At 58.2% G+C, this 16,792-nt stretch carries 11 protein-coding genes and 1 pseudogene; 6 read left to right on the forward strand and 6 right to left on the reverse strand.

The window, feature by feature from the left end; genetic code table 11:
• The first annotated feature begins 217 nt into the window (after positions 1-217).
• The gene (locus tag Y958_RS29340) at positions 218-1,183 is read left to right on the forward strand and encodes an IS481 family transposase (protein ID WP_088875466.1); all 966 of its coding nucleotides are present in this window, start codon (positions 218-220) and stop codon (positions 1,181-1,183) included.
• On the opposite strand, the gene Y958_RS31725 is transcribed toward Y958_RS29340, so the two are convergent.
• Together Y958_RS31725 and Y958_RS29355 are read right to left on the reverse strand one after the other, a co-directional pair.
• Complete coding sequence (locus Y958_RS31725; protein ID WP_145727960.1) at positions 1,180-2,640, reverse strand: hypothetical protein; 1,461 nt, start codon at positions 2,638-2,640, stop codon at positions 1,180-1,182. The two genes, Y958_RS29340 and Y958_RS31725, sit on opposite strands and share 4 nt — an antisense overlap.
• Before the next feature lie 7 nt (positions 2,641-2,647).
• Entirely contained in the window at positions 2,648-5,923 is a 3,276-nt protein-coding gene (locus tag Y958_RS29355; RefSeq protein WP_186291662.1) for a glycosyltransferase family 9 protein, read from the reverse strand.
• 1,340 nt (positions 5,924-7,263) lie between these two features.
• Between Y958_RS29355 and Y958_RS31730 the strand changes: the two genes are divergently transcribed.
• The 5 genes from Y958_RS31730 to Y958_RS29375 all read left to right on the forward strand — a co-directional run bounded on the left by Y958_RS31730 (position 7,264) and on the right by Y958_RS29375 (position 12,468).
• Positions 7,264-8,409 (forward strand): hypothetical protein, encoded by a 1,146-nt coding sequence (locus Y958_RS31730; protein ID WP_145727961.1) that lies wholly within the window; start codon positions 7,264-7,266, stop codon positions 8,407-8,409.
• A gap of 167 nt (positions 8,410-8,576) precedes the next feature.
• Positions 8,577-10,367: an HAD-IIIC family phosphatase gene (locus Y958_RS29360; protein WP_186291663.1), complete on the forward strand. Its 1,791-nt coding sequence runs from the start codon at positions 8,577-8,579 to the stop codon at positions 10,365-10,367.
• Between the two features lie 3 nt (positions 10,368-10,370).
• A complete protein-coding gene (locus Y958_RS29365) occupies positions 10,371-10,622 on the forward strand; it encodes an acyl carrier protein (protein ID WP_088875471.1) in 252 nt (83 codons plus the stop codon).
• A gap of 14 nt (positions 10,623-10,636) precedes the next feature.
• The gene (locus Y958_RS29370) at positions 10,637-12,091 is read left to right on the forward strand and encodes a MaoC/PaaZ C-terminal domain-containing protein (RefSeq protein ID WP_088875472.1); all 1,455 of its coding nucleotides are present in this window, start codon (positions 10,637-10,639) and stop codon (positions 12,089-12,091) included.
• Between the two features lie 68 nt (positions 12,092-12,159).
• A complete protein-coding gene (locus Y958_RS29375; protein WP_145727962.1) occupies positions 12,160-12,468 on the forward strand; it encodes a hypothetical protein in 309 nt (102 codons plus the stop codon).
• 89 nt (positions 12,469-12,557) lie between these two features.
• Here the strand turns inward: Y958_RS29375 and Y958_RS29380 are convergent, their stop codons facing one another.
• The 4 genes and pseudogenes from Y958_RS29380 to rfaD all read right to left on the reverse strand — a co-directional run bounded on the left by Y958_RS29380 (position 12,558) and on the right by rfaD (position 16,583).
• Entirely contained in the window at positions 12,558-13,097 is a 540-nt protein-coding gene (locus Y958_RS29380; RefSeq protein WP_145727963.1) for a hypothetical protein, read from the reverse strand.
• A 60-nt stretch (positions 13,098-13,157) separates the two neighbouring features.
• Positions 13,158-14,366 (reverse strand): sulfotransferase, encoded by a 1,209-nt coding sequence (locus tag Y958_RS29385; RefSeq protein ID WP_088875475.1) that lies wholly within the window; start codon positions 14,364-14,366, stop codon positions 13,158-13,160.
• 345 nt (positions 14,367-14,711) lie between these two features.
• Positions 14,712-15,532: pseudogene (locus Y958_RS29390) on the reverse strand (IS5 family transposase).
• A 64-nt stretch (positions 15,533-15,596) separates the two neighbouring features.
• Positions 15,597-16,583 carry an ADP-glyceromanno-heptose 6-epimerase gene (gene rfaD, locus Y958_RS29395; protein ID WP_088875776.1) on the reverse strand — a complete coding sequence of 329 codons (987 nt, stop codon included), beginning with the start codon at positions 16,581-16,583 and terminating at the stop codon, positions 15,597-15,599.
• Positions 16,584-16,792: the final 209 nt, after the last annotated feature.

Consider the following 16,792-nt stretch of genomic DNA (forward strand, 5'->3'; position numbering starts at 1 on the left):
ATTCCAATTATCTGTTTACCAACCATATATTTTCTATGAGATTGTCGTAATCTGAATCGCATGTTCCGCATCTATGATCCTTGAGGATGCAATCCAATGAGCAAGGTTCGTACCGAAAATCACATCTAAAACTGCGATGCTGTACTATAGCTTCGTTTAGGTGTTCGGTCCCAGGGATTGATGGTGCAATGACCTCACAGGAATGGAGGGATGCACTATGGGCCAGATACTTCACGGCTGCGCCCGCACGACAGAGGCAGTGCGTCGAGCGATACAACATAGTCAAGAGAGCTTGAGGGCCCTGGCCAGCCGGTACGGGGTCAATCAGAAGACGGTCGCCAAGTGGCGGGGGCGGCATAATGTGGTGGACCAGCCAACTGGCCCAAGGGAAGCCAGATCCACTGTCCTGACTCTGGAAGAGGAAGCGGTAATCGTCGCTTTCCGCCGCCATACATTATTGCCACTGGATGACTGCCTCTATGCCCTGCAACCGACCATTCCCCATCTGACCCGATCTTCCCTACACCGATGTCTTCAGCGACACGGCATCAGCAGGCTGCCGGAGGTGGAAGGCGACAAGCCTGCCAAGCGGAAGTTCAAAGCCTACCCGATCGGCTATTTCCACATCGATATCGCCGAGATCAGGACAGCCGAAGGCAAGCTGTACCTTTACGTTGCCATTGATCGGACAAGCAAATTTGCTTTCGTGCAGATAGCCAGGAAGACGGGGCGCTCATCCGCTTCCGCCTTCCTGGTCGCCTTGATCGATGCTGTCCCCTACACGATCCACACGGTACTGACCGACAACGGGATCCAGTTCACCTTCCCGCCACGATATGCCGATGGCCCGACAGCCCGGTACGTGACGCACATGTTCGACAGGCGGTGCCAGGAGAATGGCATCGAACACCGGCTTACCAAGATCAAACATCCCTGGACCAACGGCCAGGTCGAGCGCATGAACCGAACCATCAAGGAAGCTACGGTCAAACGCTACCACTACGACAGCCATGAACAGTTCGAGCAGCATCTGAATGCCTTCGTCGGCGCCTACAACTTTGCAAGGCGCCTCAAGACGCTTCGAGGCCTGACGCCCTGGGAATTCATCTGCAAATCATGGACAGCTGAACCCCAGCGGTTCAGGCTAAACCCGCACCATCAATCCCTGGGACCGAACACCTAGTTGATGAAGGGCAACATCAACGCGAACGGCGCCTTGCCCTCCAGCAGGACAATCAGGAAGATCCGCAAGGGACCCTTCGGATGACGGAGCAGAGGGACCCGGAATCCGCAATTGGGATTGCAACCGGTCAACGCCGCTACCACGTCCTGGCGAGGCTGGCCGGGGTAGCTGTAGCCAAGACAGCCCGTATCATCGAACACCGCCACCAACGAAGCAATGTTGGGCACCATGCGGGTCGTGGCCCATCCGGTGCATTGATAATTGTTGCCGTTCAGTTCGACTTCTTCCACGGCGCCCGCTAAGCCGGATGTCTCATAAAAGGGTACTATGCGGTCGATTCGAAGGTCGACGTTCAGTGTAGGCGGGCACGTTAGGGCTGCTGTTGACACGCGATAGAAGGCCTGCGCGGCCTTGCTGAAATGCTCTGCCCCATCCGCATCGTTCAGCTTCTTGGCGGGCAGGCCCAAGGGGGCGAGGCCATCCGCCACCTGGGCCAGCGTTTCCGTTATCGATTGGAAGGCTTCGCTAAGGGTGGCTCGATCCCGCCGCAGCCATTCCAGCTCCGTCGCGCTCTGGCGCAGCTCCTCGACCTGGGTGGTCAGCTGGTTGATCTGTGAAAACACCGCTTGATAGTTCTGTTTCCAGGTTTCAGCTTCCGCGCGGACGCGGCTCAACTCGGCGGGGTCGGGACGTTCGCGCAGCAGGGCCAACTCGGCCTGCAGTTCCCGTACCTTGCGGGAATCCGAACTGCGGCCATTCTCGGTGGCGTCCAACTGACGCCGCAACTGGGTGATTTCCAGTACTAAGCCGCTCGCAAACTCATCCAACCGGCGGAAGTTGCTCCAGAGATTACGAATTTGCTGGCTCTTGAACGGCGTGTTGGAGGCGGATGAATCTAGATCCGGCAGATCACGCCATTGATGACTGGTGGTGGGAGTCTCGGCCGCGAGTGGCATTCCCGGCGTGGCGTCGGCCACGGGCAATGAGGTGGGCGGCGCGTCAGCGGACGGTGCCGTGACCGGCGCGGCCTCGGCCTTGGGCGCCTTCGGTTTGCGGAGCCGTTTCGTCGTTCCACCAGCGGTTTTGCCTTGGAGGGCTGATGGGGGCGTTTCCGTCGGGCCGATCGCCGGAGCCACCGGAGCGGTCGATGGCGGGGTGGGAATATTCTCTTCGCGACCCGCGGCGGCTATGGTGACCCGTTTGGACTTAGCGGCCTTGGCCGTCCTGGCGCCCGTGGCCCGCGCCGGCGTGGCGACGGTTTGAACCGGAGGTGCGACGGGCGCGCCGACCTTTGCCTTCCCGGCTTTCGACCCTATGGCCGATGTCAGCGTCTCAACCACCTGCAGCGAGGGCGCGGACTTCGCCGTGGTGCTTTCAATTACTTTTTTTTTGGCCCGAGTCGTACCGGCGGTCGTCACGGTGATGTCCCTTCGCTTGCTCGAATTCGTTGTAGTCATGGTTGGTTCAGGAGGCAAAGGATCGGCGCGGGCGGGCCGGCGGCGTCACGGGCGTCCGGGCCGGCTGTTGGCTGGCGGCACGGCCGCGGCCACTCAGCGAGGCCACATGACGGAAGACCTGAGCCGGGAAGATCTTCCGCATGCAATCATGGTTGCGGCCGCACAGTCGGACATCATCCAAATAACAGGGCGCGCAGGATACGCGTTTGACAACACTGACGCCCAAAGCGTTGAAAGGAGACCAGGTGACGGGATCCACAAACCCGGATTGTACCGCCACCGTCGGAATACCGGTAGAGGCCGCGATGTGCTTGGGTCCGCTGTCCGACCCCACGAAGCAATCGGCACCACCGATGTAAGTGACCAGCTCCGGCAAGGTGAATTGCCCGATACGGTCCGTCGCGCCCACCGCCACAAGGTCGTCGACCATGGTCGCATAGGCGGCCTTTTCCGCCGGCGTCCCCACGATTTCCACCGTGAAGCCCGCCGCCACCATCATCGAGACCAGGCCCGCCCAATGGGCGGCCGGCCACATCTTGATATCGTTGCCGGCGAAGGGATGGAGCACGATGAGGCGGCGTTCGTCACCGGCGAATGATTTCGGCTGACCGTCACCCCAGAAGGAGGGCGACGTCGTCTCCGCCTCGGGGAAGGCCAATTCCAGCGCCGAAACCAGACGCCGCATCTGCACGGCGCCGTTAGCGCTCTTCCGCCATTGCGGCAAATTGCCTTCCCACTCCACGGAGACATCCAGCCAGGGGAAACTGACCCCCTGTGAATAGCCTGCACGGGTGGTCGCGGCAATATGTTTCAGGAGGAAGCGTGTGTCGCCGTCGGCACGGAAATCCACAGCTAAATCATAAGATTGGCCGTGGAAAAGGTTCGACAGCTCTCCCGCGGCGGCGTCCGACCCCAAGGCCCGGCCATCGCCGGAACGCGCGGCATACAAATTAAAAACGTGCACCACGTCGAACAGGCCGGACTGGACGGCGAGGTCGCGATTCCAGGCCCCCACCACCACCTCGATGCTGGCCTTGGGAAAGGCGTTCCGGAGTTGGCGGAACGCGGGCAGTGTCAAAACGAAGTCACCGACATGATCCATGCGTAGCAGCAGCATGCGCCGCACCTCACTGCGCACGCCAGCAATCCCGGCGGACCAGATAGTCTCCACCGGTTCGGGATCCACCTTGTAAATGCCGCTTTCACGTTCCAGATCCGGGTGCCAGTACGGGTCGCCGGCGGCATGGTGTGCCCGCCATCGCTCCCAATACAAGGGCTCCATCTCGCTTTCCACCAACTCGGCGCGCGACGTCTTCTCGTGGTGCACCAATTCGGCCTGCGGAACGACCGCCACCTGATGCCCGCGGTCGCGCAACCGCATGTGGAAGTCCAGGTCGTTGAAGGTCAGTGCCAGGCCTTCCTCGAACCCTTCCATGGATAGGAACAGGTCGCGCGGCACGGCAATGGCGGCGCCCAGCAGCGAGGTGCAGTTGCGCGGCACTTGGTTGACGCTAGTCGCCAGAGGGTGGTCGGCGGTGCTGAACGCGAAGTCGTTGCGCGCCCAGCCGGCGTGGCTCATCAGGGAAACGCCGGCCGACTGCACCATACGTCCGCCCGCCAGCAGCAGGCGTGGCCCCACAGCCCCGATGGCCGGCAGATTCAAATAGGCCAGCAACTGCTCGATCCAATCCTCATCGACCACTTCGACATCGTCGTTCAGAAACACGAAGACGTCGCCGCTGGACAGGGCGGTAGCCATGTTGTTGAAACGCGACCAGTTGAATGGCCCGACGACCGGGATGACGATATCCGCCAGGTCCCGCAGGCGATTCTTGTCGTCCAACGTTTCCGGCTTGAAGTCGATGTGGTCCAGGACAACGATCTCGATCGCCTTATAGCTGGTGCGATACCGTAAATCTTCCAGGCACTTGAATACCCGTCCCCGGACACCTTTGGTGGGGATGATGATGGATACCAGGGGGGGCGCTGCCTTCAGATCGGCCGCCAGCCGCAGGGGTGCCGGCCCGGCGCCCTTGAAGTCCGTACCAGGTTCCAGCGGCAGGATGGCCCCATAACGGGGGGTGATGCCGGCCAGAACGCGCGACCGCGCCTCCCGCTCCACTGGCGACAGGTCGCGCAGATCGCTGGCGTACAGGGTGGTGGACAGGGATTCGGCTACGTGGTGGCAGCGCTGGGGCTGATGGTAGAAGCGGTCCAGAGGATGGCCCGCGATGAACAACTCCAGCCCATCGGCGGCGAGGGTGGCCAAGGTGGCCTTGGTCAGACGCGCCGCCCATCCCCGGCCGACGAAATTCATATGGAAGGCGGTGATGAAGGGGGCGCCCGGCGTCTTGCGCAACAGGCTGGGCCGGCCGGCGATCGTGGCCCGCTCATCCCAATACAGCAGATCAATGTCGTCGCCGCAGCCATGGGCCGCCAGCACCGCGGGCGCGATACGGTCCAGCGTCTCCCCGGGCGTCAGGAAGCTGACGAAGGTCGCCCCCGTCCGCCGTGTGGCCAATCCGGCCAGCAGGGACCGCAGGCGGGTGGTGTCGCGATAAACCAGATCGCCCTTGTCGGTCGCCATCCGGTCGGCGGGACCACCCGCCTCGCTGAACTCCGCCGGGACTAGGGCTTGGATGTGCCATCCGCCGGAATGGACCTTCCGCACCGAGGCCAAGGTCGCCTCAAAGGCGGCGGCCGTGTCGACCGACTGGCCGTCGGCGCGATCGGCCTGCAGAATGACGACCGCCCACAGCGTGTCAGTGTCCGGCGGGTGGGATCGTTCACCATCGCCGGCCATGCGGCGGGCGGCGACCAGTTCCCAGAAACGGCGTTCGGCGTAGGTGCGCGCGCACGCCGCGCGATTATCCTCGGCCGACCGCGTCGCCTTCATCGTATAGCCACGTTCCAACACGTGGCCCGTCTTCAGCTCGATCCGGAATTTCAGATCCAGGGTTCCTTCCGGCAATTCCGGAATAAACAGGGAAAAGCCGGTGTTCAGGCCGTTGGGGTTGGTGCGGCGCACAGCCAGGACGTCGGCGCGGGGAATGCCGAACTGCACAGGCATGACCGTGTCGTCACCCAGGTGGGCGGAGATGGAACGGATCGCTTCCTGTGCCACCACCCAGCCCACTAGGTGGATGTTAGTAGTGGATGTCTGCAGCACCCCATTGTCGAACCGCGCGTTGTCCAGATGGAATTCCCCGGTGGGCAACCCCTTAACTAGGGTGACTGTCGCTTCGTGCAGAATCTCGCCGGATCGCCGCATGCGGAAAGACAAGACGGCTCCGTCACGCGCTTCGGCCGGCACGGCGGCAAGGCTGATCTCTGCTTTGAAACCTGAAATTAGAGCATTTGGGAGGAGAGGGAACGCCGTCTGGACATCCTTGCGTTCTCCGTTTGGCCTAATGGAGGTTAAAAGAACCTCGTTGTAGAAAACATCAAAAGAATGCAGGCCATCCGGAAGTACGGCCCAGCCACCAACAGAAACGACTTCGCCATAGTAATTAAGGCAACCCTCCCGATCTGGGTGTCGTTCAAGTTGGAATTTTCCGAGATTGGTAGAAGTATTTTGGTCGATTCCTGACATTTTCTAACTAATTCCCTGAATAAATAATTTAACGCGACGCGCATAATGGCCTGACAGGGTTCCCAGATACCTCAGGGGCTCATTTTTTCTACAGCTCAAGCTCCCCTTGTGTTCTTAATTGCTGGAGCCACTTTTACGAGAATTCCCACAAATGTGCAGCGCAATAAAATAACCCAAAACAATCATGGTAAACCCATAAAAGCCATCTAAAATTAACAATAACGAAGGGTGAGGCTTTTCTCCAGCACATATTGGCGTAGGACGCTCTTCGGGTCTATCTGCGCCCAGTATGAACGGGATGTGACTCCCTCTTTTCCGGTTCGAGGGGGTAAGGCAGGCGTGACAATGATATCCGAGGCAAATCCATAGGATCATATTGCGATGTATGGTGTTAAGAAATATCATGGCTTGAATGGAATCGATAAAGAAACCTGGGCGAGGAGCCTAATAACAGGCAGGGCGTCCGCTACGTGGATGGCCAGCATCTGCCGGGGTGGGCGGGTCGATTTCGGTTTCGCTTCGGCTTGATCTGGTGCGACGCACTATGATGGCCATCTATAAAATGGTGGCGCGGAAGGGTTAGCCCTTTGAGGGCAATTGCGCTGCCGGTGGATCAGACGTGGGCAAGGTAACTGCCAATGCACTTGAGCCGCGACATCATGTCCCTTCCGCAAGACAAATGGTCTTCGAGAACCAGCCCTTTCGGAGGGGCGTCGATGACACCATTGTCCACCATGGGCAGTGCCGTGTGCTTATTATGCTGCGCGATGCCTTTTGCGCGAAGGTAAGTGGTGACGCAATCGCCGCCTGTCAGTTACTCCCTGTTCCAGGACGTGATCAATGCAAACGCTAGAGGCCGCCGCCCAGACCATTCTTCTGCAGGCATCGCGACTGTGGAGGTTGACGTCAGGGGGGGGGGCTGGGGCATAACGCTGTGAGGTATGCGACTAAACTCCGGGATGCGCGTGCAATTTTAGTTCGCTATTAGATTTTTGATTCAACGAGCCTTGTCGAGCGAAGGATTAAATGCAATGGCTACGCAATTGGCCAATACCTTTGATATAAAAATCGCTCGCGGCAGCGGCTGCGAGGATCACTTGCGCGAGGGGTGGTCCTGGATTGAGGCTGACCGGGTTTGGGCCGTGGCCAATGAATCTATAATTATGCTTCCTTCCGTTTCTGCTCCCGCCGCTGGCACATTGCGAGTCCGGATCGCCAGCTTTGTTAACCGCTACCGGCCAATTCAGCGATTGAAGATCTTTGTGAACAATTTTGAAGTTGGCAATTTTGAGCTCGACTCCTTGGAGTCACGCACACTTGAGATGCCGATTGGCCCTGGCATGTTGAGTGATAGGCTTGAAAATGAAATTCGACTATACCATCCGGATGGCTCGCGGCCAAGTGATAGCGGGCATGGGGATTTTCGTAACTTAAGTATCTGCTTATTTTGGATTTCTGTTTCGATTGGAGGTCAGGTTGATATTAAGAATAGCGTGAAGATACGAGATCAAAAATATATCCCGGATAACTTTTTTCCTGATAAGCCAAATCGGCAAGATCTATTTGAGGTCAATTCTTTTGAAAGTATTGGAACTGACTGCGAATTTGGCCTTTTCCAGAGAATGATGGGAATTGAGCCGTTGGGCCTGCTCCGTTTTGCGGGCATCCGTTTTCATGACGTGTGTAACATATTGGAGGGTGAACTCACGGACATTGGTGACGATATTCGGATCGACACCAGCGCTAATGATAATGAAATCTGTATAATGGAAAGTAAGTATAATTTCCGATATCACACGTTCACATTCATTGGCCAAGTTGATGAGAGTATTTTGCTTAGAAAGCAGGGCCGATATTTGAAGTTCCTTGCTAATAAATTAAAAGACGATCTTTCGGTCGGAGAGAAGATTTACGTTTACAAGATGGCAGATCATGTTCCAGATCATTTGGTTGAGAAACTGTATGAGCTTTTACAGAGATATGGCAATAACACTCTTCTTGTAGTCCGTTTGGCGGATGAGAATCATTCTGCAGGAGACGTAAATTTAGTGCATGATAGGTTGTGGAATGGATATGTCACGAAATTTCTGGCCCGTGGTGAGCAAAGCACCAGCATTTTGAAAAATGATTGGCTGTCCCTATGCAAAGAAGCCTATAGGAAAATAAGGAAATCTTGAGTGTCGAGTCTTCGCCGGCGCGGGAATGTTTCTTTATAATTAAATATCCTTAAAATATGGATTGGGGGCGTATTGTGACTAATCTGATGTGGCTCCCGAAAGTCGATGGCTGGCGCGATACCTTAAAAGCTTTCGCCAAGTCTCCTGATCCAACGTGGGCGCAGGCCGTGTCGCTGGCCAATGCCTGCCTGGACTTTTCCCAGACGAACGCGTTGGATGAGATCGCCCGCCGTCGGTGGGGTGAGACCGTCCCGGACGGGATAACCGGCAAGCCCGTCAGGATCGCCGTCCTCGGCAGTTCCACACTGGCGCATCTGCAGCCCAGCATCAGGGTCGGCGGTTTGCGCCGCGGCCTACACGTCGCGGTCTACGAGAACGACTATGGCCAATATCGCCAGGAGTTGGAGGACGAGGGGTCTGCCCTGTACGCCTTCCGCCCAACGGTGGTGCTGTTCGCCCTGGACGCGGTGACGCTGACCAGCGGCCTGCGCATCGGCCAGAGCCAGGCGGACGCGCGCGGACCCCTGGACGCCACCCTGGAAGAGGTCCGGCACTGCTGGCGCCTGGCGCGCCGGGCGTTCGGTGGCATGGTGATCCAGCAGGCCTGCCTGCCGGTATTCCCCTCCCTGCTGGGTAACAATGAGCACCGCCTGACCGGGTCCCGCGCCTGGGCGGTCACCTACCTGAATGATCGTCTGCGCGCCATCGCGGATGAGGAGGGCGTGGAAATCCTGGCCGTGGATGCCCACGTCGCCGAGCATGGGCTGGGTGCCTGGCACAGTGAGGCTCTCTGGCATCGCTCGAAGCAGGAGGTGGCGCTTACCGCCGCCCCATTGTACGGAGACCTGGTCGCGCGTCTGGTGGCGGCCAAGCAAGGCCGCTCGTTCAAGTGCCTGGCCCTGGATCTGGATAATACCCTTTGGGGCGGTGTCATCGGTGACGATGGGCTTGAGGGCATCACCCTGGGCCAGGGCAGCGCCTTGGGGGAGGCTTACGTCGCTTTCCAGGCGTATGCCCGTGATCTTTCGCGCCGGGGTGTCATCCTCGCCGTGTGCTCCAAGAACGATGAGAAGAACGCGAGGGAGCCGTTCGAGCGTCATCCCGACATGATCCTGCGATCGCAGGACATCTCCTGCTTCGTCGCGAACTGGACGGACAAGGCCACGAACCTGAGGCACATCGCCAAGGAACTCAACATCGGCATCGACAGCATCGTGTTCGTTGACGATAACCCGTTCGAACGCAACCTCGTGCGGCAGGAACTGCCCATGGTGGCGGTACCCGAGGTCTCGGATGACCCGACCTTCTTCCCTAGGATACTGGCGGCCGCCGGCTATTTCGAAGGGCTGGCGGTGACCGAGGACGACCTAGCCCGCACCACCCAGTACGCGGGCAATCAGCAGCGCGAATCGTTCCGGTCGCAGGCCACGGACATGGCGTCGTATCTGGCCGGCCTCGAAATGCGCCTGATCAGCCGCGATTTCGACCGGATCGGCCTGCAGCGCATCGTGCAACTGATCAACAAGACGAACCAGTTCAATCTGACCACCCGCCGTTACACGGACGCCCAGGTGCAGGGCGTCATGGAAGATGGCAATGCCGTTGGGTTGCAACTCCGTCTCACCGACCGGTTCGGTGACAACGGCATCATCGGCATTGTCATCGGCCGCCTTGAGGAGACTGATTTCATCATCGACACCTGGCTGATGAGCTGCCGGGTGCTGGGGCGCCAGGTGGAGGTCACCACCTTGAACGTGATCGCCGAACGCGCCCGCGCCCTGGGCGCGCGCCGTCTGGTGGGCGAGTACATTGCCACCGCTAAGAACGGCATGGTAAGGGAGCACTATCAGAACCTGGGCTTCACCGTCGTTCACAGCGATGAACTAGGTAGCCGCAGTGAGCTGGACATCGAGGGCTTCTCGCTGAGGCCGACGGCGATCACCATGGTTTCGGAGTAGACGATGCAAGACGAAGCGATTTACACCGCGCTGGCGCCCATATTCGAGGATGTGTTCATGCGTGACGACATCGTCCTCACGCCGGAACTGTCGGCGAAGGATGTCGCCGGCTGGGATTCCTTCAAACAGATTGAAATCATTATCGCTGTTGAGTCTCAGTTCGGCTTCAAATTCCACACCCGTGAGCTTGACACCCTCCGGAACGTTGGCGACCTGGTCCGGGTTGTTCGGGAAAAAAATTCCGCCAAGGGCTGAACGGGGTACGGGGTATGACGGGTGCTGACGTCATTGGTCGACGTATCTTCAATGACGACGACCAGCGCTGGTTTGCCGCGCTATCGGGCGATTGGAACCCCATGCACATGGACGCGATCGCTGCCCGGCGCACGCAGGCGGGGGCGCAGGCGATACATGGCGTCCATGGGGTGTTGTGGGCGCTGGAGACGCTGAGCGCCATCCAACCCCTCGGCGGATTCAATAGTCTCACGGTAAAGTTTGAGCGTTTCATCGGTCTGAATAGCCCTGTGCAACTGCGCCTCGTCGCCAGCACGGCCACATCGTTGCGCATGGAACTGGCGGTCGATGGCAGCGTGGCGACCATCATCCTGCTGAAGAAGGCGCCGGTATCTCAATATGTGCTATTGGACGTAGACAATACTCAGATAGTGGAATCTGGCGATATTGCTGTCCGGGAGCATAGCCTTGAACAGCTGATCGGGTTGTCGGGCAGTATTGTCGAAGCGGCTGGTCCTGATGCTTATGAGGCTGCGTATCCTCATTTGTCCGGGAACATTGGGGCCGTTGCCGTAGGGGGCCTGGCGACCCTGTCCCGGTTGGTCGGGCAGGTATCGCCTGGATTGCATTCGATCTTCCAGCAACTCACGATCTCCTTCAAGGACATCGGCGCGCAAACCCCTCAGGCCGGCGTTCGCTTCAAGAACACCACCGTGGACGAACGTTTCCGTCTGGTCAGTTGCACGGTTGATTCCTCCGCCATCGCCGGCATGGTCAAGTCCAGCTGCCGGCATCCGCCCACCGTTCAACCCTCGTTGAATGCGGTTGCCGCCCTGGTGCGGCCGGACGAATTCACCGGTGCGGTCGCGTTGATCATCGGCGGTTCCCGGGGTTTGGGTGAACTGACGGCCAAGATTGTCGCGGCGGGTGGAGGCAAGGTCATTCTGACCTACGCGGTCGGCAAGACCGATGCCGAGCGGGTTCAAAGTGAACTGGTCCCCGCCGGGGCATCATGCGACGTTCTTCATTACGACGTCAGGGGAGACGTCGATGCGCAGTTGGGTGCGCTGACGCTTGTTCCGACCCACGTGTATTACTTCGCCACGCCCAAGATTTTTCGTACCGGATCGGCGATTCACTCGGTCGACGCGCATGCGGAATTCTTCAATTATTATGTAAATTCTTTCTATAATATTTGTGATCATTTCAATAAGGTGAAATCACCCCTTTCGGTGTTCTATCCTTCTTCAGTTGCGGTGGCGGAACGTCCCGCAGGAATGACGGACTATGCGATGGCCAAGGTGGCAGGGGAAATACTGGCGCAGGACATTGATTCAGGGATGCCGGCCGTGAGGACCTTCATCCGCCGTCTTCCGCGCTTGGATACCGACCAGACGGCCAGTCTTGTTACCGTTCAGACCGAGGCGGCGATAGATGTCTTGCTGCCGATGATTCGGGAATTTCACCATGCCGAGGTGAAACACGGATAGTTCTTTATTCCATTCGCGGTGCCGTCGCTGCTGGGCATCGTGTGATACAAAGGCTCTCGGCTAGGTGAATGATGAGGATTCTGCATAATTTCGAAAAAAAATGGCGTCCGGCCATGTTTCTTTCTGCGGTCTTCGTCGTTTCTGCTTTGGCGTGCACGATCCTGAACCAAGCATTGATAGGGTATATACTGCTTGGGATCGGGATATTTTTGGGTGTTTTATCTCAAGCCTATCAGCTTCTCCTGCCTGTGGGAGCGTGTTCGTGTCCGGCCTGCAGTTACCGGACGGCCAAGGAGTTGGGCCTGTCGGTGCAGCGCCACGCTGAGGCGGAGTTGCATTGCACCGGCTTGCGGGCTCGGATATTTGGATTGGACTGATGGTACGATAGTGACTGACAGTGCCACGCTGTCGGTGGCGGCGTGGCTATCGTTTCGGTACCGCTTCGATGATCCAGTTCGGGCGAAAACTATTCCCCTGTCGCTTTTCGGGCCGGGCGCGTGGTGGCTGGCGCAGGCGACTCCACGGACGGCGACGATATAAGGGCGATATTGATTTTGCCCGAAGTCTGCTGTGCGGGGCCTTTCAGGAGAGCCGAGAGCCTGGCCGCGACGGTGCTGTTGGGGAAGCGACCTTCCCTGTAACCGTGGCTCGCGAAATGTTGCTGGAGAGAGGCTAGGTTTCCAGCCTCCACCGCCATCTGGATGTCACGATACTGGCTTTTGTACCACTCCTCATCCACCGCCACCGGGTATGGCAGGTATCCTTTAAAATATCCGTCGGCATGAAAGTGCTCTTTGGCGGATGGGTACTCACCCCGCGCCACACTTTCCCTGGCCTGCGGATACTGGTTCAAGTACCAGGCTTCATCAACCATGACGAAATCCAGCAATTGACCCAGAAGCAAACGCAATTGTTCCTGGCTAATGGAAACCCGGATCCGGCCATTGACGTGAATGGAATTGAGAGCTTCCTCAACGGCGACAATCGATGGGGGAATCTTGGTCATGGAGCTTTCGCGGAAAAAGAATCGGGAGTGGTGGGTAAATCGGTCAGCGGATAGGGGGCGTCAGGAACTACTGTAACCGAAAAACTCCTCATATTTTCCAAGGACGCGTTTACATTCCGACTTCTGCGCTTCGCTGAGATCCTGCCTCCACCGTTCTTTGGAGGCTGTCGCTGATTTGGTGGTCGCATGGACTGCCCGGATCGCTTCGCGGCCTTCCGACGTGAAATTGATGGGGGAAGCCAATCCCAGGAAACCGGCGATCGCGTCGCCGCAGGTGCCGGGAGTATCGATGATATCCTCATACCGCACGAACAATGTGTCCTGACGGTTGGATTGCTTGATGAGCATCATGGCCTCGGCGGCCGTGGCCATGCCCATCAGCGACGCATGGAAGTCATTGCCCCAGAAGGACATTTGCGAACAGATCACATCCCGCGGATGGCGCAGCAGGACCAATTCCCGTGTGTCGGGGAAAAGGGTCCGGCTGACATAGCGCACCGGATCGTCCACCCCGCATTTTTCGATGAAGTAGTGGGGCTTCTTTTTTCCGGCAATAGCCGCGCGGCGTTCATAATAGTCGGAAACCAGTTTGCGGAATGCCCGGGCAAGATGACGCGGAGCCGCCACCTCGAAGAACTCGTACATGAACTCCGGTGTATCGTACCGCCACTCCTGCTCCGCATGGAAATAGGGGTTGAAACCCAGCCGTAGGCTGGAGTTCACCAAATCGTCCGGGTGCCAGGAGTTGGCATGGTCTGCCGGTGAAATCAGAGCGCGGTAAGCCGCCGCATAATAACCAAGTATTCGGGTCTCATAAGGATAGACGTCAGCCAAGATGATGTCTGGGTTGGCGCCCATCTTTTCCATCACCATGGTGCCGCCTGAGCGTCCCATGGTGGTCATGAGCACGGGGGCCGGGCTGGGCAGGTTTGTGCCGGCCCCCCGACGCGACTTGGGTTCAGCCACCGCTGCGATCTTGAGTGGGCCAGGCGGTAAAACGGCCCGACTTGCTAGGAACTCGACTGTAATTTCCGCGATGAGATTCAGGGGGATCGGATAGTCGAAGCGATAAATGAAGCCATGTTGGCCAGCACCGCCAAAACCCTCCCGGCCCTTCAAGTCGTCACGTTCACGGTTGGCGATGGCGGTCCCCAAATCGTATCCATTCAATTTGATGACCACCTCGATCGGTTGATCGGGGAAATCGGTGTCCGTCGCCCACCCGGAAACCAGCGATCGGGTAACCCGATCAACACAACCGTTCAGCATTAACACCTATTCCCATCAAAAAAAATCCGCAGGGGATTTGCACGGCACGATTCGGCGACCTCAGGGTTAAGCAAGCGGACTTAGGGCTTGCCCCACGGCTCCGGTCATATTGTCGCACCTTATAAACCCCGCGATCAATTCACCGCAAGCTCTAATAGGCGAATGCACAAGGAAGTGGAGTGCAGCCAAAGATTATTATTATAAAAATTTGCATTTTTGCAATGAAGTCAAGAATATTAGGATTTATATCTAACATCGTTTCAAATACCGGCGAAGCAATCAAGGGTGTATATTCCAATACCAACGGCGCGCGTTTCACAGGGCGCTTAGAGTCCGTTTTAGAAATCACGGATTGGCGTTTCGTCTTAGCAGATTGCCGCCCATGGCGACGTAGATCATGGCCTGAGAGACATCGGTTCGCTTTTCATAATCACGAACGAGACGTCGCCAGCGGATCATCCAGCCGAAGGTGCGCTCGACGACCCAGCGTCGGGGCAGCACCTGGAAGCCTTTCTGATCATCGCAACGGCGTATGACCTCGACGACGAAATCCAGGTAGGCGGCTTTATTCATGAGCTTCAAGCGATCGTAGGCACCATCGGCGAATAGGTGTTTTATCCAAGGCCAGCGTTTGCGGATCGCTTCCAGGATCGCCTGGGCGCCGGCACGTCGGAGATATCGGCTGGCGTCAGTTTGACCATCAGCAGTCGCCCATCGGTATCGACGGCGATATGCCGCTTGCGACCGACGACTTTCTTCCCCGCGTCGTAACCCCTTGTTTCCGCGTGCGGTGCTTTGACCGATTGGCTGTCAATCACCCCGGCCGTGGGGCTCGCCTCCCGACCTGCCCGCTCTCCATCAACCATTAGCGCGATATCGTGAATGGTCTGGAACAGAAACCGGCGCGCCAATTCGCGGAACCAACCGTAGACCGTTTGCCAGGGCCCGAAATTGGTCGGCAGCATCCGCCGTCCGCAGCCCGATCGGACAAGATAGCAAACTGCATTGATCACCTCCCGAAAGTCAACCTCGCGCAGCCAGCGGCGGCCCGGCTTCGGCATCAGCGGCGCCATCCGTTCCCACTCCTCGTCCGTCAGGTCAGACGGATAGCGCTTCGTCTTCTTGGCGATTTCGGTCATCCGACTACGGCTCTGCTTCGTCCACATCAACAGCTTGAATCACGCCGCCACCACCACCGCAAGCCATACCAACGATTTCCCAAACAGCCTCTTAAACGTAGGGGGTGGGCGTCGCCAAATAAGCCTGGACGTAACGGCAAATGCCATCCTCGAGTTCCGTGAAAGGGGCTGAATAGCCGGCCGCGCGCAGCCGCCCCATCGACGCCTGTGTGTAGTATTGATATTTGCCTTTGAGATGGGCCGGCATGGGTATGTAGTCGATACGAGGGGGCAACCCGGCTGCGGTGAAGAGTGAGGTCACTAGATCGTTCCAACTGCGGGCACGGCCGGTACCGAGGTTGAACACGCCGCTGACACTCGGGGTGTCATATAACCAAAGCATAACGTTGACGACGTCGCCCACCCAGATGAAGTCGCGCACTTGGCCGCCATCGGGATAATCTGGACGGTCGGATGCGAACAGCCGGGCGGCTTCTCCAGCCATGATTTGGGGATAGAGCTTGGCGGGAACCGAACGCATGTCCCCCTTATGATACTCGTTGGGGCCATATACGTTGAAGAACTTCAGTCCGGCGAACTGTGGCGGCGTCACTTCCCCCCGGTCCAACGCCGCCCGCGCCCGGCGATCGAACAGATGCTTGGACCAGCCATATGGGTTCAGCGGCCGTAGGGCCGCCAGGCCCTTAGCAGTAAAGTCGTCTTCGAAACCTTGCGTGCCGTCCCCGTAAGTCGCCGCCGAAGACGCGTAAATCAGCCGGACGCCACGGCTGGCGCACCATGACCACAGGTCAAGGGTCAGGCGGAAGTTGTTCTCGAAGATACGGTCCGCGTCCGTTTCGGTCGTCGCGGAAATCGCGCCCATATGGAAGATGGCGCTGATGTCGTCCTCATGACGTTCCAGGAATTCCGGAAGCTGCTCGGGGGTGATCATATCGTGCAGGCCGCGCTTGGCCAAGTTGAGCCACTTTCCCCCTTGGCGGAGCCGGTCGACCACGACAATCGGGCCGATACCCCTAGCTTCCAGGCCGGCGACCAAATTGGAACCAATGAATCCGGCCCCACCCGTAACAACGATCATGGCTTTCAACTTCTCGCGAATTAAGGAATGGACTGTGACGGCCATGGGCGCCGGCCGCGATCATTCCCCCATTAATACAGACCCGATCCAGGGACGCCAAGCCTTGGTGAGTGGTGTGACCCGCCGTGGAGGTTTGCGTATGCCGTGTGCAAAACCGTTGATGAGGTTGCCGGATCGCGATATTGCTTGCCGCCCTTATGTTCCTGAAT

It is taken from the genome of Nitrospirillum viridazoti CBAmc, from assembly GCF_000730165.1.
GTDB classification, from domain to species: domain Bacteria; phylum Pseudomonadota; class Alphaproteobacteria; order Azospirillales; family Azospirillaceae; genus Nitrospirillum; species Nitrospirillum viridazoti.